Consider the following 22,918-nt stretch of genomic DNA (forward strand, 5'->3'; position numbering starts at 1 on the left):
GAGGAGAGATACGTAATGACCAATCCATTTGAAGATAAAGACGGAAGCTATTTTGTACTAATCAATGAGGAAGGCCAGCATTCTTTATGGCCAGCCTTTCTTGATGTACCTGCTGGGTGGAACCTTGTTTACGGGAAAGCAGATCGTACACAATGTGTGGATTATATAAAAAAACATTGGAATGATATGATGCCAAACAGCCTTAAAACTGTTGAAAGCATCGGCAATGGGAAGTAGCGATGCCCTTACGTATGAATCATAAGATGGCTGTAGGTATTGTTTATGTGCTGGCTATGTTCATGTCCGCGCTTGACGGGACCATCATTAATGTAGCTTTACCAACAATAGGGGAGGAGTTTCAGATTCCTCCTGCTGCCACAGGTGCTATTAACATTGGTTATCTTGTTAGCTTAGCTATGTTTCTTCCAGTCGCAGGATGGCTGGGAGATCGGTGGGGGACGAAACGGGTATTTCTATTCGCACTTGGCTTATTTACCGTTGCATCAGCCTTGTGTGGCATCGCAACAAACATTGCAGCATTGAATGTATTTCGCGTGCTACAAGGCATTGGAGCCGGATTGATCACACCAGTAGCGATGGCGATCCTATTTCGCACTTTTACCCATGAGGAACGCCCGGAAATATCACGTTTGCTCGTAGTCCCGATTGCACTTGCACCTGCGATGGGACCCGTGATTGGCGGATTTTTCGTTGATCAATTATCTTGGCGCTGGGTGTTTTATATCAATATCCCTTTTGGAATATTGGCTTTGCTTATAGGAAAGGCATATTTAAGTGAACATGTTGAACCATCAGTGGGCCGTTTCGATCTCAAAGGATTTGTGCTTTCTTTGGCAGGGTTTTCGATGACGATTTATGCACTGACACAAGGACCTGTAAAAGGGTGGGAAACGCCAGAAATTTTATTTACTGGCATTGTTGGTCTCGTGCTGATGGTATCGCTTGTCATCGTAGAGTTACGTGTAGATAAACCAATGATTGATTTACGTTTGTTTGAAGATCCCGTTTTTCGTACGATGAGCTTGATTGGCCTGTGTGCTGCTGGTGGTTTGCTTGGTATGCTATTTGTATTTCCACTCATGTATCAGCATGCATTAAACGAAACCGCATTACAAACAGGGTTAACTACTTTCCTGGAAGCGCTTGGATTAATGCTTGCTTCGCAAATGATGCCCTGGTCTTTGAAAAAACTTGGTTTGCGCTGCTTGATTATTTTTGCGCTACTCGGTTCAATAATTACATTTGTGCTTATTGCGCTGTTCGTTGCGTCCAACCCGTGGTTACTAAGGGGATTGATGTTCAGTGTCGGTTTTTTCTTAGGACATGCTGTTGGCGTCGTTCAAATTACTGCATTTAAGCACATTGATTCACCATCCATGAGTCGTGCGACAACATTATTCAACATGCAAAATAGGCTTGGATCCATGCTAGGAGTAGCAATCCTGGCTAGTTTCCTCGGCACTTCAAGCGCCAAGGGAAACGAACAAGTTAACCTTCTCATTTATCAATATGCGCTCATGGGCGCTGCAATGTTTTTACTTGTTGCATTCATTATAGCTTTAAGATTTAAAGAAAAAACAGCGGATACGGATCACCAGGCCGAAGTGTCATTACAAAACATGGAGAAAGTAGAGTAGAGTATATTGTTTGAATAAGTTGTATGGAAAGCGGGTGGAAATAAAATTGGTTGATGTCTTTGTCTGTGCTTTACCAACGAACAGGAGCCGAGTAGCATTAAATGCATTACTTGTGAACGTGAGCGACGAGAAGCAAAAACGCATCCAGCAATTTTATCATCTTGACGACGCCTACCGAACCTTGATTGGAGACTTGTTAATCGGCAGCATTTTTTACAAACGGACGGGGATACATATGAAAGATGTAGCGATTAAAAAGAATGCATATGGCAAACCCTTTTTTCCAGAATATCCTTTTATCCAATATAACATTTCTCATTCTGGTGACTATGTCGTATGTGTGGTGCATGAGCACCCAGTCGGCATTGATGTGGAAAAAGTACAACCATTTGATTTGCAATTAGCCAAGCAACTTTTCACAACAAGGGAATATGGCGATATATTATGTGCGGAAAACAGAAGTCATGCTTGTTATGATATATGGACGATCAAAGAGAGCTATGTAAAAGCACTCGGAAAAGGATTAGCCATTCCATTAAATTCCTTTCAAGTGAGGAAAACGAATAGGAATGAGATTGAACTCTTTGATATACATGCAAAAAAGCGGATAAAAGAGTTCGTTTGTAAACAGTATCGGATCGATGAGGATTATAAGCTTACCGTCTGTGCATATTGTGCGGAAACGAATCATATTATACCAAAGGCTTATTGTGTATCTTTTAATAGCCTATGCGACGAGGTAATGACGTCCTAGTGCCAATTTTTTCCTTAAAAGCATTCTATTTGTTTAGTTTGAAAGTACAAGGGAATAATAAACAATGAAGCAGAAACAAATCTAGACAATATTAGGAGGAATTATAACATGGGCTTTATTTGGATGCTTATCATAGGTGGTATTATTGGTTGGATAGGTGGAATCATCGCTGGTCGCAATATACCGGGTGGAATTATTGGTAATATTATTGCCGGACTTGTTGGTTCATGGTTAGGAACACTTATACTTGGACATTGGGGTCCCGAAGTTGCAGGTTTTTCTCTAATCCCGGCTATCATAGGGGCAATCATTTTAGTGTTTATTCTTAGCCTCATATTTAGATCGTTCAACAAGAAGTAGTATATTCACAAGAAATATATGAATAGGTAAGTAAAGGAGATGGGGGTTTTCCATCTCCTTTTTTATGTGGAAATTTACCGCAAATCCTTCAAAGTTTTTAGAGCCGAGATGAATGCTGATTAGTCGGTATAACATTACTTACGTTTTAGTTTGTATTTTTTAAAAGACGCATAAAGACAAATGACTCCAGCACCATGCTGGAGTCATTTGTTTACTTAAGCGATAAATTTCTTATAACTTATTTAATCCATTCATCAACTAGATCCCGATTTTCTTCTACCCACTTTTCTGCACCTTTAATTGGATTTTCTTCTTCGTCACCAACATATTGCATGAGTTCGCCAATGGCATCGTCATCCATTTCCCAGTTTTTCATCCATTGATCCACTTCTGCAAAGTCTTCATCGAATCCTTGGCGACTTGCGGTGAAGATTTCTTCGACACCACCGTAAGTTTCTTTCGGATCATCCAAAAACTTCAAGTCCATTTCAGAGAATACACGATGTGGGCTCCATAATGGCGCAACAATACTTCCGTTTTCTTTAATTGTTTCAGCAATTTCAGTGATCATGGCTGGTTCAGAACTTGTGATGAGTTCATAATCAAGATCATAGTCTTCAATTACATCTTCTGTAACTTCCATTGTTCCCGCACCAGGATCAAATCCTGTAATCTCACCTTCAAATTCATCTTGATACTTTTTTAAATCCTCAATGCTATTTACATCTTCCATGTATTCCGGAACAACTAGGCCTACCTTAGCATTGTCATACCAAGGTTCTTCGGCAAAATCAACCGAATCCTGATACTGCTTTAAGTAGTTTGCATCTTGAACAGGTAACCATACTTCAAGTGTTAAATCTAAATCGCCACTCTCTAATGCTGCCATCGTCGTACCCATATCAAGTAAATTAAATTCAACATCATAGCCCTCTTCTTCAAGGATGACCTTCCACATGTTCGTTACCGCAATATTTTCTGCCCAGCTAATTTGTCCCATAATGATATCTTCTTTACTATCTTTATCATCTGAAGCGTCTGTCGATTTACTACTTGAATCACCACAACCGGCTAGTACCAGAAGTGAAATTATGATTAATAAAATATATTGTTTACCCCTGTTAAATTTCATTAAACTATCCGCACCCTTTTTGTATTTTAGTACATGTCACTTGTTTACTGTTCATCGAAAGGATCTTTTGGTAAAAACTCAAATATCTTACCATTTTGTATACTCTGTGCCAATCTATCTAACCATTTGTAGTAGATTTTTGAGCTTTCAATCATATCGTAATGATCTTTTGCTTCCGCTCTGATTTCAGTTGATACAGTTTCATCTTTCGATATTTCTGATAAATAAATCTCGGCTTCATGAATAGCTTCTAAGTTCATTTTTACTTCCCGTTCCCACATTTGACAATAGAAAGACATGAAGGAACGGAAGAAGTCTTTCTCAGCCATATACGTATGTTTTCTGGAACCACGTTGATACGTCTTTTTAACCATGCCGTTTTCCTGTAATTTACGTACGCTTGTACTCATGCTTGGTTTACTCATCCCAAGTTCTTCTCGCATTTCGTCAAGGTTCATTTGATCTGCAAAATACATGGTTGCATATAGCGTTCCAGCAGATGGCGTGACGCCATAAAGGTCCATGGTTTCTGAAATAGCGCCAATTACTTGATCTTTCGCATATTCCAATTTCTCTACTGCCTGATCGTCCTTGGCATTTTTCATTATTTCACCTCACTTCACCTCACGTTAACTTTATTCGGTTTATTAAATTATTAATTTACAAACTTAATCTTAACGTCTTAAATAAAAATGTCAAATCGTTATTTATCTTTTGCATACTTCTTTTGACAAAAAAAGTTGGACGTGATACGTTTTAGTTTGTTCGATTTGTTAAGTAATAATTTAACAAACTTAACAAATAATAATGGGAGGGATTTAATTGATCATTAAACAACAATTTATTGACGGGAAATGGGTAAATTCCAAATCAAATGAAACAAGAGATATTATTAATCCTTTTAATCAAGAAGTAATTGCACGTGTCACGGAAAGTGATGAAACAGATGCAAGGGCAGCAATTAAGGTAGCACGGTATGCCTTTGATCATGGCGAATGGCCGACGACTCCTGCAACAGAACGCGGACATGTCGTAAACAAAATCGCTGATTTAATTGAAAGAGATAAAGAAGAATTAGCTGAGTTAGAGTCACTGGATACAGGTAAAACAATGGAAGAGAGCCGTGGCGATATGGATGATATTGCTGGTGTCTTTCGTTATTATGCACAATTAGCTGACAAAGATGGTGGGGAAATCATTGATTCTCCTGTAGCCAATTCAGTGAGTAAAGTTGTCCGGGAGCCTGTAGGTGTATGCGGTCAAATTACACCCTGGAATTATCCACTGTTGCAGGCATCTTGGAAATTGGCTCCAGCACTTGTTGCGGGAAATACATTGATTATGAAACCAAGTGAAATCACACCACTTACTTCTATTAAAGTGTTTGAACTGATGGAAGAAGCGGGTGTTCCTGCTGGCGTAGCGAATCTTGTACTTGGTGCAGGAGGTACAGTTGGGGCGGAATTATCGGTTCATGATGATGTTGATTTAATCTCGTTTACCGGTGGAATCCAAACTGGGAAAAAGATCATGCAAGCAGCAAGTGGCAATGTGAAGAAACTGGCACTAGAGCTTGGTGGTAAAAACCCTAACATCATTTTCGCGGATGCTGATTTTGATACGGCTGTAGACCAAGCGATGAATGCGGTGTTTTTCCATGCTGGACAAATTTGCTCTGCCGGAACGAGAATTTTAGTAGAGGAATCTATCCATGATGCGTTTGTCAAATCACTTACAGATAAAGTGAAAAATATTAAACTCGGAAGTGGATTTGATGAGGATACGCAAATGGGACCACTGATTTCTGAACAACATTTAAACAAAGTAATGCGTTATGTGGAAAACGGCATCAAAGAAGGTGCGACAGTAGCAACTGGAGGGAAGCGCCCAACAGATCCGGAACTACAAAACGGATTTTTCTATTTACCTACGATTCTTACAAACTGTACAACGGATATGGATGTTGTTCAAAATGAAGGCTTCGGTCCGGTAATCACGGTAGAGAAATTCTCGACAGAAGCGGAAGCGATTAAACTAGCCAATGATTCTATTTATGGATTATCCGGTGGAGTTTGGACAGCTGATATTGCAAAAGCAGAACGTTGTGTCGCGAAAATGCGTATGGGAACGGTTTGGATTAATGACTTTAACTTATACTTCCCACATGCACCTTGGGGTGGATTTAAACAATCCGGTATTGGCCGTGAACTAGGGAAAGCAGGTCTAGAAGAATACACAGAAACAAAACATATTTTTCATAACTTAAAGCCGGAACCGATCAACTGGTTTCAATAAAACATTAGAAGATGGAAGAAAAAAATGAGCCTAAATATTAGTGCACGTTATTATTGGGATCGGTGCAAGCGAATTAACTTACATCGATCTCCAAATGATACATATTTATGCAGGAGGATTATATCATCATGTTTAGAATGAACTGGAAACGCTTTTCTCTCATATTTGGTCTGTCATTGACATTGTTTGCTGCTGGTTGCGGTTCAGATGAAGCATCCACATCACAGAGCAAAGAAGTAGAATTGACATTGGTAGATTGGGATTCGGAAATTGCTTCCACAAATGTAGTAGGAAAAGTTTTAGAGGATTTAGGTTATGAGGTTACGATTACACCGTTGGATATGTCGCTGATGTGGGAATCTGTAGCGACAGGAGAATCGGATGCTATGCTCGCAGCATGGTTACCACTGGATCAGGCGGAGCAGTACGAAGCATATGGAGATCAGTTAGTCGATCTGGGTGAAAACTTAGAAGGGGCAAAAACTGGATTAGTAGTTCCGGAGTATATGGATATCGATTCGATTGAAGAATTAAAGGATCAAGCAGATCAAACGATTGTTGGGATTGATCCAGGAGCAGGAGTTGTTACAGCGGCAGAGGATGCTGTTAGCGACTATAGTAACTTAGATGGATGGGAAGTACAAACATCATCTAGCGGTGCAATGGTTTCAGCATTAGAACAAGCTTATGCAAAAGAGGAACCAATTATCGTAACAGGCTGGTCTCCACACTGGAAATTTGCATCATACGATCTAAAATATTTAGAGGATCCACAAAACTCCTTTGGAGAAGAAGAACATATTAGCACAATGGTTCGTAAAGGATTAGAAGAGGATATGCCAGAAGTGTATCAAGTACTGGATTCGTTTTATTGGACTCCAGAAGATATGGAAGCAGTAATGCTTGATATCTCTGAAGGAACAGATCCCGAAGATGCTGCTGCATCATGGATAGAGGAAAATAAGAATAAAGTTTCTGAGTGGACAGAAGGCATAGAATAGACTATTTAAAAGAGTATTTTAAAAGACGGCTTGTAAGGAAAGTATATTTCTTTACAAGCTTTTTTGTGTTTTATATTGCCAAGCTGTACATTTCGGTAGCCTAACGTAAAGTTTTACAGTATTTCATGAATGACAGTTTTTTGTTATTCCAAAAGAAAAGGCATACAATAAAAGTAGAATCATCAAAAAGGAGTGAATATAAATGGCAAAAGAAATAGTTGGAAAAATGGTAGATAATTTTTCTGAAAAAGTACACGAACATCCGCAAAATGAAGTAATTAAACATGCAATGATGAAAAATGGCATACAGGGGTCTATCGAAAATGGTGTATCACAGGTTGCAATGAACCATGTATTTTCTGAGGAAATAGCAACAGGTAAAGTAACCAACCAGGAACAAAGTGGACGTTGCTGGATGTTTGCTGCATTAAATACGTTTACCCATCGGTTAAATGATTTGTTTAATTTACAGGATTTTGAGCTATCGCAAAATCATATTAACTTCTGGGATAAATTAGAAAAAGCGAATTACTTTTATGAGAATATCTTAGAAACCGCTGATGAACCATTGGATGGGCGATTGGTATCATGGATTTTATCGACACCACAGCAGGACGGGGGACAATGGGATATGCTCGTTTCCTTGATTGAAAAGTACGGCATTGTGCCAAAACAAGTGATGCCGGAAACGTTCCATAGCCGTAAATCTGGTGAATTAAATGGGCTTTTAAACGCTAAATTGCGTGCGGATGCTATTAAACTACGAAAACTGCATCAGGAAGATGAATCGGATGAAGATTTGCAAGAGGTCAAAGGAGAGATGTTGTCCGAGATCTATACACTGCTGGCATATTCTCTAGGTGAACCGCCAAAAACGTTTGATTTCGAATATCGGGATAAAGATAAAATCTTCCACCGAGAAACAGGATTGACTCCACAAGCATTTTATGAAAAATATGTGGGAATCGATTTGCACGATTATGTAAGTATCATCAATGCGCCTACCACAGATAAACCCTATGGAAAAACCTATACAGTACAACACCTTGGCAATGTGATTGGAGGCACGCCCATCAAGTATTTAAATGTGGACATGGAAACGTTAAAAGGACTCGCCGCCAAGCAGATCAAGGATAATGAAAGTGTCTGGTTCGGCTGTGATGTAGGGCAAGATTCCAATCGAAAAGAGGGGATCATGGATTCAGCGCTTTATGATTTTGAAAAAGCATTTGGGTTTCCAATTCATATGTCAAAAGCAGAGCGTCTGGATTATAACGATGGCATGCTGACACATGCGATGGTGCTAACCGGTGTGAACATCGTAAATGATAAGCCGAACAGATGGAAGGTTGAAAATAGCTGGGGCGAAAAGGTTGGAAATAAAGGCTATTTTGTGATGAGTGATGAATGGATGAATGACTATACGTATCAAGTGGTCGTCCATAAAAAATATCTCTCGGATGAATTGAAAAAGGCATGGGGGCAGGAACCTATCGTGCTTAAACCTTGGGATCCGATGGGTTCTTTGGCTATGATGAAGTAAGGAATGATATAGGATGTAATGTGTGATGCTTGGATGGGTCGTTGGTTTCGTGTACGCTATACATGTGCACTTGAAACTAACGGCTTTTTAAATAATTTGATTTAATGTGGGACAATATAAGGTTTTCCAATGATGAAGGAGCCTAACAGGAACACAATCACTTTATGAAAAACCGCAAAGTGATTGAAGAAAAAATGAAGCGTGATGTTTCACCAAATATTGCACATTTTGTGGAGGCACGACTTAAAAACTTGAATACGATCATTCGCAAGCCTGCTGGAATTAAAATCGATACGTATATCGAAAAGTATGGTGAAATTAACTATACGTACGATTTTGGTAATGATTAGTTGTTTCTTGTTACGTTGGAAATAATTGTAGATGACTATAAACATGGTCATCCGATTTTGATTGATGGTGCTGAAGCTGCGCCAACAGAAGATGTTGGTGGACTTCCCGGGTATGATGAGTTTTTGAAATCATATCACAACAAAAGTCATCCAGAGTATGAAAATGTCAGAGCATGGGCCGAGGAGCAGCTGTATAGGGAATATGATAAGGATTTTATTAACAAGATGCTAAAAGGTATAAAATATAAAAAGAATGAATGGTAAATAAATAAGTAAAGGGATGGTGAATATGGCATATGTATTGCAGGTCGATTTTAGACATGAAGGACCTTTTGGTGATGAAATGGCAGAAGCATTTACGGATTTGGCAAAAAGCATCAACAATGAACCAGGGTTTAAATGGAAGATTTGGACGGAAAATAAAGAGACGGAAGAAGCGGGCGGAATCTATGTTTTTGAACAGAAACAAGATGCGGAAAAATATTTAGACAAGCATAGCAAAAGAATGAAAGAATTTGGCGTGGCAAAAATGAACGCAAAAATATTTGAAATCAATGAAGGTCTTAGTCAGATTACGAATGGACTGTGAAATTAGGAAAAAAATGAACGAATTATTCTAATCTATGCTCAACGTGTAATTTAAACACTGAAACACATCAATCTGCCATTCATAGGTATTAAAGAATGGCAGATTTTTAAAATGAATAGTCAAAATTAAATTTACTTTTAAGTGTTAGTTGTCATTTTATATTGACAGCGTTATCATATGTTTAATACATAATATTATGAAAAATGAGTCTACACATATGCAAAATGAAGAAATGGCGCACATCAAACAATCTTTGGAAATTCCCGTTATGATGGCACCAATGTTTTTAATTAGTAATCCTAAAATGGTGATCAATGCTTGTCACTCCGGTATTATCGGAACGTTTCCAGCTTTAAATGCCAGAACGGGTGAGATTTTGGAAGACTGGATGAAGGAAATAACAACGGCATTAGAAACATTAAAACAGGAGAATCCGGACAAGAAAATAGGTCCATGGGGAATCAATTATATCGTTCACCGCTCCAATAAACGATATGTGGAGGATCTTCAATTAATCGAGAAGTATCAGCCATCAGTCGTTATCACTTCATTAGGCGACCCAGGTCCGGTTGCGGAAATTGTGCATGCCTATGGCGGTATTGTCTTCTCCGATGTCATTAACCTTAAATATGCTAAGAAGGCAATTGAAAAAGGTGCAGATGGACTGGTATTGGTTGCAGGGGGAGCAGGCGGTCATGCTGGAACGTATAATCCGATTTCCTTTGTCCATGAGATAAGAGAATTTTTTGCTGGACCAATTGCATTGTCTGGCGGTATGTCAAAGGGTGAAGATATCCTTGTAACGGAGCTACTGGGAGCAGACCTTGCTTATATTGGTACGCGATTTATCACTGCAGAAGAAAGTACTGCATCGGATGGTTATAAGCAAACAATTATTGACTCATCAATTGAAGATATTATGTACACTGATACGTTTACAGGTGTTAACGCAAATTATCTGATTCCAAGTATTATTGAATCTGGGTTAGATCCGGAAAAGTTGCAGCGAAAAGAAGCGATAGATTTCTCTGAATTAGACAATAAGCGTGCCAAAGCCTGGAAGGATATCTGGGGTGCAGGACAAGGAATTGGTCCAATTCATAAAGTTCAAACCGTTGCCGAGATTGTAGATGAATTGAAAGACGGTTATAATCAGTCAATTGAAACCGTAGCAAATAAAAATCGGACATTTATTCAAAAATGAAGAAAGTGATAAAAAGTGGAAGATGTAAGGAAATCACGTTGCCTAATAACAACGAATAAACCGAAAAACGCAATATGCTGTCAACTGGTGCGTTAAAAAGATGATGCAGTAAATGCTATAATACTTAGCGAAAGGAGGGCGCTTGTTCTTATAAAACAATGAATTTATTAGGCAGCTACATAATAGATTGGAGAGATCATATTTGGAAAAACAAACAATTACAGATAAACAGGACTTTATTGATATTTTAAAGCCATTTGGCTTGAGACCAATTGTCCTCGATCTTCCTTTTCGTCTTGACCATGTAAACTGTTTCATCGCTGAAGGAGAGAACGGCTGGACGGTGATCGATACTGGCTTGCACAATCAGGAAACGGTAAAGAGATGGGAAGCAGAACTTGCTGGAAAAACGATTTCGGATATCATCATCACCCATAACCATCCGGATCATTTTGGTTATGCGGGTGGAATGCAGGAAAAAACGGGTGCACATGTTTCTATGACAAAGATGGATTATGATGAAGCAGTAAACACTTGGAACAAGAACTACCTGAGCAAACTTACGGCATATTACAAACAGGCTGGCATTCCCGACGAAATTGGCAGAAAAATGCAGGGTAATACAGCAGAATTTATTGATCGTGTGACCCCCTATCCGGAAGTTGGTCATTATTTTCAGGAGGGGGAAATAGTCCCTATTGGGAATAATGAATACCAAGTGATTTTCACGCCAGGGCATGCAGATGGACTCGTCACATTTTATAATCAAGCGCACAATATGCTGCTTTCAACCGATCATATTTTACCAAAAATCACCCCGAATATTTCCTACTGGTTTCGCGGTGATCCTGATCCACTGGCAAGCTACTTGAGATCTTTGGAAAAAGTTAAGAAATTGGATGCTGATTTAGTAGTTCCCTCACATGGTACACCATTCCACGGGGCGAATGATAGAATTGCTGCGATACAAGCGCATCACGAGGAACGACTAGCACAAACATTAGAGATTATCGGCAGTGGTGTTACCGTATATGAAGCATGTGCCAAACTCTTTCGCAAAGAATTGACGATCCACGAGACAAGATTTGCGATCGGTGAGACGATTGCACACCTGGAATATTTAAAGAACAAAGGGGAGTGTAGACGAGAAGAAAAAGCTGGTGAATATTGTTATTATATATAGTGTTTCAGGTTGAATGGTGTTAATGCGCCGTTCAGCCTTTTTAATACAAAAGTATCCTTTTATATATATTTTAATTGTAGTAACGACAAAAAAAGGATACAGATACTATGATACAGTCATTTTTTTAATAATACAAAGATATTTTAGTAAGTTAAAAGTGAAGCATTTCAATGATTTACATAATTGATCCAAAAGGGGAGGAATTTATAATGACAAGCAGATTTGAAGGGAAAGTAGCTTTTATAACAGGTGGTAGTCGTGGAATAGGTAGAGGCATTACACAACGATTTGCTGAAGAAGGGGCAAAGGTAGCCATTATAGATGTAAATGAAGAGGCGCTAAGTGAAGCAGAAAAGGTGTTAAAGGATCAAGGGTTTGAGGTATACACGAAAATCGCTAATGTTGTTCAAGCTGAAGAAGTGGAGACGGCAATGAAAAAAACGGTGGAAAAGTTTGGATCGCTCGATATATTAGTTAATAATGCAGGTGTCTTACGGGATAATTTATTATTCAAAATGACAGATAGTGATTGGCAAACCGTAATCGATGTCCATTTAAAAGGTTCGTTTAATGCAGCACGTGCTGCGCAAAAATATATGGTAGACAATAAATATGGACGAATCATTAATATTTCCTCCACGTCTGCACTCGGTAATCGTGGCCAGGCAAACTATGCGGCGGTTAAAGCAGGATTGCAAGGATTAACCAAGACCCTTGCCATTGAACTCGGCAAGTTTGGTATTACGGCAAATGCTGTTGCACCAGGGTTTATTGAGACGGAAATGACAAAATCGACTGCTAAACGGCTAGGCATTACCTTTGAAGAACTCGTTAAAGCAAGTGTGAGTAAAATCCCTGTGAATAGAAGTGGTAAGCCTGAGGATATTGCAAATGCTGTTACCTTTTTCGCGGATGAGAAATCATCATTTGTTAATGGGCAGGTAATCTATGTTGCCGGGGGACCGAAAGATTAGAATAGATTAGAAATTGAAGGGAGATGTGAATAGATGTTGCAAGAATTGATTGGAAAACGATCCAATAAAGTCAAAAATCAAGTTGAAAGAGGTATGGTGAAGAAATTTGCGGAAGCCATTGGGGATCCGAATCCTATTTTTATAGATGAGGATATTGGAAAACAATCCGTATACGGACAAAATATTGCCCCACCAACTTTCCCACGGGTGTTTGATTATGGAGAATTGACCGGGTTGGAACTACCTAAAAAAGGGTTGATACATGGAGAGCAGAATTACCACTATAGTCGTCCACTGCTAATAGGTGAAACGGTTTATTGTTACACGGAGTTATCGGATTATTATGAGAAAAAGGGAATGTTGTTTGTCGTAATGAAGGGCCATGGAGAAACGCTAGAAGAAGAAACGATCTTCACTTCAGAGCAGATTATTATTATAACGGAAACGGTAAGAAAGGGGATGAAATCTTGAAGCAACTAAACGTATTAAAAAACAGTGATACGCTGGAAAAAATTACATTGGCGCCCGTATCCAGAATCGATTTAATCAAATATGCAGATGCTTCCGGAGATTTTAACCCTATTCACACCATTGATGAAGAAGCTGAGAAAGCGGGATTACCCGGTATTATCGCACACGGAATGTGGACAATGGGAAATCTGTCAAAGTTGTTTACACCTTATTATGAAGACGGCTTTATCCAGGATTACAAGGTTCGATTTAGAGGCATGGTCTTTTTAAATGATGTGATTACATTGCAAGCGACGGTAGAAGAAATAAATGAAAGGCGCATTGATTTTAAAGTGGTTGCCACAAACCAGGATGGAAAAGAAGTTATTAAAGGAAATGTGCTATTTGCAAAGTATAATGATGGTTGCTAATTCCGATTCAGAAAACAGTAAAGGAGAGAAATACCCTATTCAAACACCCGGTTATTTTCGGTGTGAATACTGTAATGATGCTGAGGAATGGAAAATGCCGAATGAATTTTTATTGGTAGGAACAGGCTGCACCTTGTCGTAGGTGCAGCCTGTTAGTCTGGTGAAATCTATTCATTTATTGTTTGATTCGATACGTAGTTAATATGGCTTGAAATAAAATGTCCACGCCATTTTTTAAAGCATCTTTATCGAACGTCATGTATGGATGATGCAGACCTGGTTTTAGATCGCATCCTAATCCAAGCATTGTTGCTTTTAACGATGGTCTTTCTATCGTGTAAAAATGAAAGTCGTCTCCTCCAGGTGTCACCAATGGTGGGTCCACGTTATCTTCACCTAACGTATCTTTAATAGCACTTTTCATAATATCAATCGCTTCTTCATTTGTTTTGGCGGCCGCTATCCCACTTTCCTCTGTAATTTCAAGATCGACATTATATAAATTTCTAATGGAATTAAACACATCGGTAACTCTTGTCTCTAGTGCTTTCATTGTCTCGTTGTCCTGTGCTCTCATATCTAATGCGAAAGATGCACTTCCAGGAATAATGTTTGTGCTTTTTCCTCCAGCATGAAAATTGGTCATTTTAACAGAATAAGGGACACGAGGGTCTAAATGGATTTTACTTAACATGTTAACGATTTCGGTTCCGATTTCTATTGCATTATGATTAAGATGTGGCCTTGCACCATGCGCATCTTCACCTTTTATTGTTACACCAAACATATGTGTGGCACCATGAACAATAACTGGTGTAGCACGCCCCATAGCGGTTTCTTGAACAGGTCTCAAATGAACGCCAAACAAATAATCTACGTTATCCACTACATGCTTCTCCACCATTTTTAAAGCCCCAGCTCCCTTTTCTTCCGCGGGCTGGAAAATAAACTTTATTGCGACTTTTTCTTTTAGATTTGGGAATTGTTCTAGTTTCCATAGTACACCGAGAACCATTGACATATGTGCATCATGACCGCAAGAGTGATTCGCTTTAAACGTTCCATTCACCTCTTGCCACAACGCATCTATATCAGCGCGGATAGCAACAACTGGAAGGTTACTATCGAAATTTCCAAATTCGCCAATAACGCCAGTACAATCTTCAAACGTTGTTACCCTACAGCCGCTTTTTATGAGAAGATCTTCAATGTATTTAGTGGTTTCTGTTTCTTCCCAGCTAATTTCTGCATGTTCATGTAAATAATGAAATGTATCTAAAACTTTATCTTGGGTTGTATGCTTCATTCCTCTTCGCCATCCTTTATGAAATATTTATATGTTGATTTAATTTTCCCTCGTTTTTCTACACGTAGCATAATCTCAAATAAAATAGAATTAATGAGAGATATTGTGACTGGTCCTTTATTAAACAATGTTTTTTTACCAATGTTTATCGGAATAATGATATCGGCGTATTCAGCTACAGGTGATACACGGGAATCTGTTATACAAATAACTTTAATTCCCTTTATTTTTGCTTCTTCCGCTAACCTGATTGTGTCGAGGGCATAACGATAGAACGAGAAAATGACAATGCAGGCCTTTTTTGGTAGTAAGTCAAGCAATCCTGCATCATTTTCTGGCCGATATAAAGAAGCATTTCCCAAGGCATAATTTAGATTGAAATAGAACCAATGGGCGAAGGTAAATGAATGATAGTATCCAGCAACAACTACCTTTTCACTATCAAGGATTGTCTCTACAGTAGTTTCCATACTTTCAGATTCCAAATCCTCTATGTTTTTCTCCAGATTCCTTATATCATTTTTCATGTTTTTAGCAAAGCTATTAGCGTAGGATTCCGAAATCAATTCTTCATTAGGATTTTCATTTAAATAGAGCAGCTGCTGACGTACTTCCTTTTGAAGCGCAGAAAATCCAGTATAGCCCAGTGTATTACAGAATCTAATTACCATTGTTTCACTAACACCAATAATTTCGCCGACTTTTTTAGCGGGATGAATTGCGAATGTCATTGGTTCTGACAGAAGATGATCGGCTACTTTTTTTAATCCCTTTGTAAGTGTAGGGAATATCTCTTTTGTTTTCTTCAAGTAGATAGGGTCCATTGAATCCCTCCTTTTTTGAAGTATTTACATTATTTAAACTTGAATTAAAGTATAAACTCCATTATAATTTATTGCAAGTTATCGATTTTAAAAATACTAGTGAACTACCGGGCTAAGGATTGACGAACATCAGCTACTAAAAGAATTATTTGAAAAGGAGGAAAAAAATGAGCAGGAAACAGCAATCGGAACGAAAAGTTAAGAAGCAAATGGTATTACCGGATGCGTATGTAATCATTTTTGCTATTTTAATACTTGCAGCGATTTTAACTTATATTATTCCAGCGGGTACTTTTGAAAGAGAAACTGCTGAAAATGGCATTTCTGTAATCATCCCTGATAGCTATGAGAGGGTGGACCAAGCTTCTACTAGTATCATTGAAGTCTTTACTTCTATACAGGAAGGTATGATCGGTGGAGCGGGGTTAATCTTTCTCGTATTGACCATTGGTGGTTCATTTGCAGTAATAGAAAAAACAGGGGCAATAGATAGTCTGATTATGAGAACCATAGCTAAAACGAAAAATAAGGAATGGGTACTTATCATCATTGTTGCAGCATTGTTTTCTGTCTTTGGTGGATTGGGGATAATTGCTAATGCAGTAATTGCGTTCATTCCAATTGGTATTATTTTAGCTAGAGCAATGAAAATGGATGCTATTGTTGGCGTGGCTATTATATATCTTGGCGCATATTCGGGTTTTGCTATTGGCTTCCTTGACCCAATGACTACTGGATTTGCTCAGCAAATTGCTCAATTACCATTGTTTTCCGGAATCGGTTATCGAATCATTATCTACATAACAATTGTAGCCTCTACCATTGCTTATATTTTGTGGTATGCAAATAGGGTAAAGAAAGATCCGGAACGAAGTATATTAGGTAGTAATAGATTTCCGAAAAACGATGATAAAGATATGGATGAGGTATCATCCACGTTAACTACTAAACATAAACTAGTGCTTGGGCTATTGATTGTAGGTATTGGTATTTATGTATACGGTGTTTTCAATTTAGAATGGGCAATCAATGAAATGGCAGGCATATTTATCATAATTGCAATTGGTACTGCGATTATTGATAGAATGGGTGCAAATAAACTAGTTGAGGTATTCATCAATGGAAGTAAGAGCGTTATTTATGGAGCGTTGATTATTGGTATGGCAAGATCGATTGTTGTTGTGTTAGAAAATGGCTTAGTACTGGATACGATTGTGCAAGGAATGGCAAATGCAATGGGATCATTTTCTAGTGTAACAGGTGCTATCGTAATGTTTATCGGTAATGGGTTGTTTAATTTAATTGTTTCCTCTGGTAGTGGTCAGGCTGCGATTGTCATGCCAATCATGACACCGCTTGCCGATATAATGGAAATTCCAAGACAGGTTGCTGTACAAGCTTACGCCATGGGGGACGGATTTACAAACATCATTACACCATTGTCTGGTGTCCTCATGGCGAATCTAGCAATTGCTGGTATACCGTGGATAAAATGGATTAAGTTTGCTATTCCATTGGTTTTAATTTGGTATGTGATAGGAACAATTTATTTGGTAATTGGTGTTTTAATGAACTGGGGACCAATGTAATATAAATAGAAGGAGGTATTTTAAATGAAAGTAAATGAGATACATCTCTATAAAATGAATATGCGAATGAAGAATCCCTTTACAACTAGTTTTGGCACGCAGCAGGATCGATTATTCTTACTTGTAGAGGCCAAAAGTGATGAAGGATTATCTGGTTGGGGGGAGTGTGTCACTTCAGAACTACCATTATATATTGAAGAATTTACACAATCTGCATGGTATATGTTGGAGAAAAATCTTATTCCTCTGGTTATTAATCAGGAGATTAAACATCCAGATGAACTTCAAGATAAATTCAAGCCTTTTAAAAGGAATAATTTGGCCAAGTCAGCACTCGAGGGAGCAATTTGGGATCTATATGCAAAAACAAGAGGAGAATCTCTTGCTAGCAGTTTAGGTGGCGTGAGGAAAACAATTGAAGTAGGCATTAGTCTTGGTATTGAAGAAAATATTAACGATTTACTGCAGTCTATAAAATTGAAAGTAGATGAAGGTTATAAACGAATAAAGATAAAAATAAAACCAGGGAAAGATCTGGACGTATTAGATGAGGTACGCAAGCATTTCCCAGATATCCCGTTAATGGTCGATGCAAATTCTGCCTACACCCTTAGCGATATAGATACACTGAAAAAAATGGACCAATACCATTTAATGATGATCGAACAACCATTAACTGCGGGGGATTTAATTGATCATGCTAAATTACAAAAAAGCATAAAAACGCCAATCTGTCTTGATGAAAGTATTCATTCTTATGAAAATGCAAGACAAGCAATCGAGATTGGTAGTGGAAAGATAATCAATCTGAAGGTCGGCAGGGTTGGGGGCTTAACAGAAGCGAAACGAATTCATGATATGTGTGAAAAAGCCAATATCCCAGTTTGGTGTGGAGGAATGCTTGAATCAGGAATAGGACGCGCACATAATATTGCGATAACATCTTTAGCAAATTTTACATTACCTGGGGACACAGCCGCATCGTCTCGTTATTGGGAAAAGGATATCATACAGCCTGAAGTAGTTGTTCACCATGGTTTGCTGGATGTGCCAGAAGGGCCTGGAATTGGCTTTGATGTAAATCGTGAGGAAATAAAGAAGCATACTGTAGCGCATAAAGAATTTAAATAAAGTTAAATCTCATTGTAGTGGGAGCTGATCTAATCAGGCTTTTGCGGGCAGTTATCCCCCATCTAAATCTATATTATTTTAGCGGGGGTTTAATTGCCCGTCATATGTTACAGTAGCTTTGCTTGTTGTTTCTGTATATACCATTGCAAAACTCAATTGGAACAAACAACAACTCGCTTAATGAAACGCCTTAGCTGAATTTAAATCAGCTAAGGCGTTTTTTGATGAAAGGTTTATAAAAAAATAGCAGCAACCGATATATTTTTTAATAATTTTCCCTAATCCCCGTATGAATAGAATTACGGATTACTTTTCCCTAGTTATATATACCAATCTGGTTCAAATAAAATTCAACTTGAATGGGAACGCTATAATCAGGCGAAATGGAGGAAGGCGGGAAAATAAATATGATAAATAAATTATTCTTGGTTTTAGTTGTGATTGGTGTACCGATTTCAGTGATTGGATCGATACTTCACTGGCCAGCAACGGCGATGTTTATTGTGTACTGTTTAACAATTATTGCTTTGGCCGGATTTATAGGAAGAGCAACAGAAAGCCTAGCGATTATCATGGGGCCTAGAATTGGCGGATTACTGAATGCTACGTTTGGCAATGCAGTCGAACTAATCATATCTATTTTTGCACTTAAAGCTGGACTTATCGGTATTGTATTAGCTTCGTTAACTGGTTCCATTTTGGGAAATTTATTACTTGTAGCTGGACTTTCCTTTTTTGTTGGTGGCTTGAAGTATAAACGACAAACCTTCAATATTCACGATGCACAGCATAATGCAGGACTTATGATTTTTGCTATGATTATTGCTTTTGTCATTCCGAAGGTGTTCACGAGCACGATGGGTGAACGAGATATAATGATATTTAGTATTGGGGTCTCTATTATTTTAATTGTTTTATACCTAGCAGCCCTGTTATTTAAATTAGTGACACATCGCGGTGTTTATGCAAATGAAGCGACAGGCCCAAAGAATCACGAAGTAGAGGTCCCAGAATGGGGCAAAATAAAAGCACTTATTGTGCTAGCTATCGCGACGATCATTGTAGCCTATATCTCAGAAAGTTTAGTTGATACGTTTCATGCAGTCGGAGAAAAATTTGGCTGGACAGAATTATTTATTGGGGTGATTATTGTCGCGATTGTTGGTAATGCCGCAGAACATGCGTCGGCAGTCATCATGGCATATAAAAATAAGATGGATGTTGCGGTTGAAATTGCTGTTGGCTCAACCCTGCAAGTGGCGATGTTTGTGGCGCCAGTGCTTGTTTTGCTATCCCTTCTTTTCCCGATAACGATGCCATTATTGTTTACCTGGCCAGAACTTATCGCGATGGCAGCAGCGGTTTTATTAATGAATATGCTTTCGACGGATGGGGATTCCAATTGGTTTGACGGACTGGTCTTATTAGCCGCTTATTTTATCATGGGTATTGGATTTTATTTGGTTTAAGAAGTAGGAATTAGAGAATCAAAATAATCTGTTCATTTTTTACAGAATAAACTGTTTGCTCACTATTTAAGGTTTGAATTTATCATGTATTTGTAATAAGCTGGTAACAAGATTTAAATTACATAATAATAAGTTTTTCTGAATATAAAGACCTATATGTGTATAGGATAATCCAACGCTGAAACAACGTAGAGAAGTAGGGCTGTTATACCCGTATAGTATTCTTTTTATTCTAAACAAAAAAGTGGGAGGCAGAATGGATGTTTATAAAACAAACATTACGTAAAAAGATTATTTTTATTACCGCAATTTTATTGATAATTCTTGTTGCAGGATGCAGTTCTGATGAAGGTGAGAAAAATTCGGAGGGTGAAGAAGGATACAGCGAGAGCGTTGATTACACGATCACAGGTATTGAACCAGGTGCTGGTATCACTGTTACCACCGAAAAAGCCATCGAGGAATATGATAGCTTGCAAGGATGGGAGCTTGAGCAATCTTCAACAGCTGCAATGATTTCAGAATTAGATTCAGCAATGGTGAATGAAGAACCAATTGTTATTACAGGATGGAATCCGCATTGGATGTTTACGAAGTATCCGGATATGAAGTATTTGGAGGATACCAAAGGAGTATATGGGGAAGATGAGGAAATCAGATCATTAGCGCGTAAAGGTCTGAAAGAGGAAATGCCAAATGCTGCTAAATTAATTGAACAGTTTCACTGGGAAGTGGAAGATATGGAAGGGATTATGTTCGAATCCCAGGAATTTGGTGATGATATTGATGTAGTAGCTAAGCGTTGGGTAGAGGATAATCCGGAAAAAGTTGCTGAATGGACAGATGGTGTTGAAGATGGAAATGGTGAGAAATTCGAATTAGTTGCAACACCGTGGGACTCTGAACTTGCATCAGCAGGAGTGGTTTCAGAAGCTCTAAAACAGAAAGGTTTTGATGTGACGGTGACTCCAGTTGATGTCGCGGTAGTATTTGAATCTATTGCAAATGGAGATGGTGATGCGACATTGGCAGCATGGATGCCTATTACACATAAAGACTTCTATGACGAGTTTTCTGATGACTTTGATGATTTGGGTGCCAATTTAGAAGGAGCTAAAATCGGACTCGTTGTTCCAGAATATATGGATATTGATTCTATTGAAGACCTTGAACCAGCGAAATAATAAGGAAATCATCGGTTTTCCGAACTGATTAAGGTATTTGAGAAACTAGAAAAAAGTACTTAGGTTGTCCATGTCCCGAAAATCACAGGGCATGGACATTTTTATTACATACCCCTACATCAAATAATTCCCTGAAACCGTAGTACGATTTCAGCAATAATCGCTGATCCCATAAAGGTACCAATTAATACACACATTCCGACCACAATTGTCTTCCAGCCCAATTTAGCAAAGTCTGCCCAAGAGCCGCCGATAGAAATACCAGCGTATGCCAAGATAGGAGTTGTGATAGCTAAAAGGGTAACTTCATTTGTCCATTGAACAATATAGGTTGAGCCAGGCACACCTGGTATGGTTAGCACGAAACCTAATATGCCAATATAAGCAATACTTGGTAATTTGAATGGAAGCAGTCGATGAATGATTAATCCAAGTAAACAAATAGCAATTAATGTAAGGATTCCGGGAATCGCCGCAGTTGGCAAAATATCGTAGCCTACCCAATTTCCAATTAAAATGATTGCTCCAATTATAAGAAATACCATGACCCATTCTTGAATATTTTTTAGCATAACTTATAACACCGCCTTTGATTTCTGCTCGGAATCTTTGTTGGATTTTTGTCTTTCTTGCCTCTAAACCAGCCATACATTTTCTCTGTTAGTGGCAAAGCAATGAAGATACTCATATAGAGTCCTGTAACGGTCGAGGCAAGATTACTCGCACCCGAAAACGCAATAATTTCCTCACTCATATCTGGAAACGCCGCTACAAGTGGACCCAAGCCAGCGGCAGCCATACTACCACTGCCGATGCCAGTTGCCATTGCGAAAGATAGGGGATGCATTGGTGTAACGCTTGATAGAAATCCGGATATTAGTCCCATAAAAATAGCACCAAAAACAGTACCAAAAATATACATTGCCATAACGCCTCGGCCTTCTGGTGAAGCGAATCCGTATTTATCAGAAATTAATGCGATATTTGCCTCGCGTCCAATGGAATGTGTCATTCCGATCGTCTCTCGTTTTAGACCAAGTAGTATCGCTACTGGTAGAGCCAAAAAGATGGTGCCTAAATTACCAAACTCTTGCAGTAGTAAGGCTGGTCCTGCTGCAATTAACTTTGGCAAGGCTGGTCCTGCCTGCACTCCAAATTTTGCAATTAATAATGTAACTGACAGAAAAACGAGCTGTTCAGCATGTTTAGTCTGTTTTTCATTTACAAGCGGAGTAAAGAATAGAGCGATTCCTATAATTACGGCGTATAACATCGGCAATAACAATATAAGTCCCGGTCCGATAGAAACCTCATGGGTTCCAATCATTTCAGTGAGTAAGACGATTGCAAGAACGAGTGTATGCAATCTCCAATCTTTCCATAGGCGCTGCAGTTGTTGTGCCATCTTTTCATCTCCTTTTTCTTTTCATGATGTCTGTTTACAGGGTTATAAAAAGGTCTTATCGGTGTTATTGAAATTTCCACCTTGAA

25 protein-coding genes are annotated in these 22,918 nt (G+C 38.6%); 19 read left to right on the forward strand and 6 right to left on the reverse strand.

From position 1 onward, the window contains the following. Positions 1-15 precede the first annotated feature (15 nt). The 4 genes from JOC34_RS07950 (at position 16) to JOC34_RS07965 (ending at position 2,772) form a co-directional block, all read left to right on the forward strand. On the forward strand, positions 16-237 hold the full coding sequence (locus tag JOC34_RS07950) for an MbtH family protein (protein ID WP_205136219.1): 222 nt from the start codon (positions 16-18) through the stop codon (positions 235-237). A gap of 2 nt (positions 238-239) precedes the next feature. Further along, complete coding sequence (locus JOC34_RS07955; protein WP_205136220.1) at positions 240-1,658, forward strand: DHA2 family efflux MFS transporter permease subunit; 1,419 nt, start codon at positions 240-242, stop codon at positions 1,656-1,658. Between the two features lie 46 nt (positions 1,659-1,704). After that, entirely contained in the window at positions 1,705-2,412 is a 708-nt protein-coding gene (locus tag JOC34_RS07960; RefSeq protein WP_205136221.1) for a 4'-phosphopantetheinyl transferase family protein, read from the forward strand. Positions 2,413-2,520: 108 nt separating this feature from the next. Further along, on the forward strand, positions 2,521-2,772 hold the full coding sequence (locus JOC34_RS07965) for a GlsB/YeaQ/YmgE family stress response membrane protein (protein WP_205136222.1): 252 nt from the start codon (positions 2,521-2,523) through the stop codon (positions 2,770-2,772). Positions 2,773-3,010: 238 nt separating this feature from the next. Here the strand turns inward: JOC34_RS07965 and JOC34_RS07970 are convergent, their stop codons facing one another. Together JOC34_RS07970 and cudC are read right to left on the reverse strand one after the other, a co-directional pair. Beyond that, entirely contained in the window at positions 3,011-3,904 is an 894-nt protein-coding gene (locus JOC34_RS07970; protein WP_205136223.1) for a glycine betaine ABC transporter substrate-binding protein, read from the reverse strand. A 44-nt stretch (positions 3,905-3,948) separates the two neighbouring features. Further along, on the reverse strand, positions 3,949-4,509 hold the full coding sequence (cudC, locus tag JOC34_RS07975) for a choline uptake/conversion transcriptional regulator CudC (protein ID WP_205136224.1): 561 nt from the start codon (positions 4,507-4,509) through the stop codon (positions 3,949-3,951). 217 nt (positions 4,510-4,726) lie between these two features. Here cudC and betB point away from each other — a divergent pair, with 217 nt between their 5' ends. The 11 genes from betB to JOC34_RS08030 all read left to right on the forward strand — a co-directional run bounded on the left by betB (position 4,727) and on the right by JOC34_RS08030 (position 13,924). Next, on the forward strand, positions 4,727-6,199 hold the full coding sequence (gene betB, locus JOC34_RS07980) for a betaine-aldehyde dehydrogenase (protein WP_205136225.1): 1,473 nt from the start codon (positions 4,727-4,729) through the stop codon (positions 6,197-6,199). A 128-nt stretch (positions 6,200-6,327) separates the two neighbouring features. Next, complete coding sequence (locus JOC34_RS07985; protein ID WP_205136226.1) at positions 6,328-7,200, forward strand: glycine betaine ABC transporter substrate-binding protein; 873 nt, start codon at positions 6,328-6,330, stop codon at positions 7,198-7,200. Positions 7,201-7,402: 202 nt separating this feature from the next. After that, positions 7,403-8,743, forward strand: a complete 1,341-nt coding sequence (locus JOC34_RS07990) for a C1 family peptidase (RefSeq protein ID WP_205136227.1) — start codon at positions 7,403-7,405, stop codon at positions 8,741-8,743. A gap of 164 nt (positions 8,744-8,907) precedes the next feature. Further along, on the forward strand, positions 8,908-9,093 hold the full coding sequence (locus JOC34_RS07995) for a hypothetical protein (RefSeq protein WP_205136228.1): 186 nt from the start codon (positions 8,908-8,910) through the stop codon (positions 9,091-9,093). Further along, on the forward strand, positions 9,094-9,357 hold the full coding sequence (locus tag JOC34_RS08000; RefSeq protein WP_205136229.1) for an IS1096 element passenger TnpR family protein: 264 nt from the start codon (positions 9,094-9,096) through the stop codon (positions 9,355-9,357). A 25-nt stretch (positions 9,358-9,382) separates the two neighbouring features. Further along, complete coding sequence (locus tag JOC34_RS08005; RefSeq protein ID WP_205136230.1) at positions 9,383-9,682, forward strand: monooxygenase; 300 nt, start codon at positions 9,383-9,385, stop codon at positions 9,680-9,682. Between the two features lie 217 nt (positions 9,683-9,899). Further along, positions 9,900-10,886 carry an NAD(P)H-dependent flavin oxidoreductase gene (locus JOC34_RS08010; RefSeq protein ID WP_205136231.1) on the forward strand — a complete coding sequence of 329 codons (987 nt, stop codon included), beginning with the start codon at positions 9,900-9,902 and terminating at the stop codon, positions 10,884-10,886. Between the two features lie 202 nt (positions 10,887-11,088). Continuing rightward, a complete protein-coding gene (locus JOC34_RS08015; protein WP_239544179.1) occupies positions 11,089-12,069 on the forward strand; it encodes an MBL fold metallo-hydrolase in 981 nt (326 codons plus the stop codon). A 209-nt stretch (positions 12,070-12,278) separates the two neighbouring features. Continuing rightward, the gene (gene fabG, locus JOC34_RS08020; RefSeq protein ID WP_205136232.1) at positions 12,279-13,043 is read left to right on the forward strand and encodes a 3-oxoacyl-ACP reductase FabG; all 765 of its coding nucleotides are present in this window, start codon (positions 12,279-12,281) and stop codon (positions 13,041-13,043) included. Between the two features lie 33 nt (positions 13,044-13,076). After that, a complete protein-coding gene (locus JOC34_RS08025; protein WP_205136233.1) occupies positions 13,077-13,514 on the forward strand; it encodes a MaoC family dehydratase N-terminal domain-containing protein in 438 nt (145 codons plus the stop codon). Then, complete coding sequence (locus JOC34_RS08030) at positions 13,511-13,924, forward strand: MaoC/PaaZ C-terminal domain-containing protein (protein WP_205136234.1); 414 nt, start codon at positions 13,511-13,513, stop codon at positions 13,922-13,924. The genes JOC34_RS08025 and JOC34_RS08030 overlap by 4 nt, the downstream gene beginning before the upstream one ends. A gap of 175 nt (positions 13,925-14,099) precedes the next feature. On the opposite strand, the gene JOC34_RS08035 is transcribed toward JOC34_RS08030, so the two are convergent. Together JOC34_RS08035 and JOC34_RS08040 are read right to left on the reverse strand one after the other, a co-directional pair. Continuing rightward, entirely contained in the window at positions 14,100-15,230 is a 1,131-nt protein-coding gene (locus JOC34_RS08035) for a M20 peptidase aminoacylase family protein (RefSeq protein WP_205136235.1), read from the reverse strand. After that, the gene (locus JOC34_RS08040; RefSeq protein WP_205136236.1) at positions 15,227-16,054 is read right to left on the reverse strand and encodes a MurR/RpiR family transcriptional regulator; all 828 of its coding nucleotides are present in this window, start codon (positions 16,052-16,054) and stop codon (positions 15,227-15,229) included. The genes JOC34_RS08035 and JOC34_RS08040 overlap by 4 nt, the downstream gene beginning before the upstream one ends. A gap of 167 nt (positions 16,055-16,221) precedes the next feature. On the opposite strand from JOC34_RS08040, the gene JOC34_RS08045 reads away from it, so the two are divergent. From JOC34_RS08045 to JOC34_RS08060, 4 genes are all read left to right on the forward strand, one after another. Beyond that, a complete protein-coding gene (locus JOC34_RS08045) occupies positions 16,222-17,643 on the forward strand; it encodes a YfcC family protein (protein WP_205136237.1) in 1,422 nt (473 codons plus the stop codon). A 24-nt stretch (positions 17,644-17,667) separates the two neighbouring features. Beyond that, complete coding sequence (gene menC, locus JOC34_RS08050) at positions 17,668-18,774, forward strand: o-succinylbenzoate synthase (protein ID WP_205136238.1); 1,107 nt, start codon at positions 17,668-17,670, stop codon at positions 18,772-18,774. Positions 18,775-19,181: 407 nt separating this feature from the next. After that, positions 19,182-20,243 (forward strand): calcium/proton exchanger, encoded by a 1,062-nt coding sequence (gene cax / locus JOC34_RS08055; protein WP_205136239.1) that lies wholly within the window; start codon positions 19,182-19,184, stop codon positions 20,241-20,243. Positions 20,244-20,503: 260 nt separating this feature from the next. After that, positions 20,504-21,427, forward strand: a complete 924-nt coding sequence (locus JOC34_RS08060; protein WP_205136240.1) for a glycine betaine ABC transporter substrate-binding protein — start codon at positions 20,504-20,506, stop codon at positions 21,425-21,427. Between the two features lie 119 nt (positions 21,428-21,546). Here the strand turns inward: JOC34_RS08060 and JOC34_RS08065 are convergent, their stop codons facing one another. Further along, positions 21,547-21,999 (reverse strand): hypothetical protein, encoded by a 453-nt coding sequence (locus JOC34_RS08065; RefSeq protein WP_205136241.1) that lies wholly within the window; start codon positions 21,997-21,999, stop codon positions 21,547-21,549. After that, positions 21,993-22,832: a DUF3100 domain-containing protein gene (locus JOC34_RS08070; RefSeq protein WP_205136242.1), complete on the reverse strand. Its 840-nt coding sequence runs from the start codon at positions 22,830-22,832 to the stop codon at positions 21,993-21,995. The genes JOC34_RS08065 and JOC34_RS08070 overlap by 7 nt, the downstream gene beginning before the upstream one ends. Positions 22,833-22,918 lie beyond the last annotated feature (86 nt).

It is taken from the genome of Virgibacillus halotolerans, assembly GCF_016908515.1.
Taxonomy (GTDB): Bacteria; Bacillota; Bacilli; order Bacillales; family Amphibacillaceae; genus Virgibacillus_M; species Virgibacillus_M halotolerans.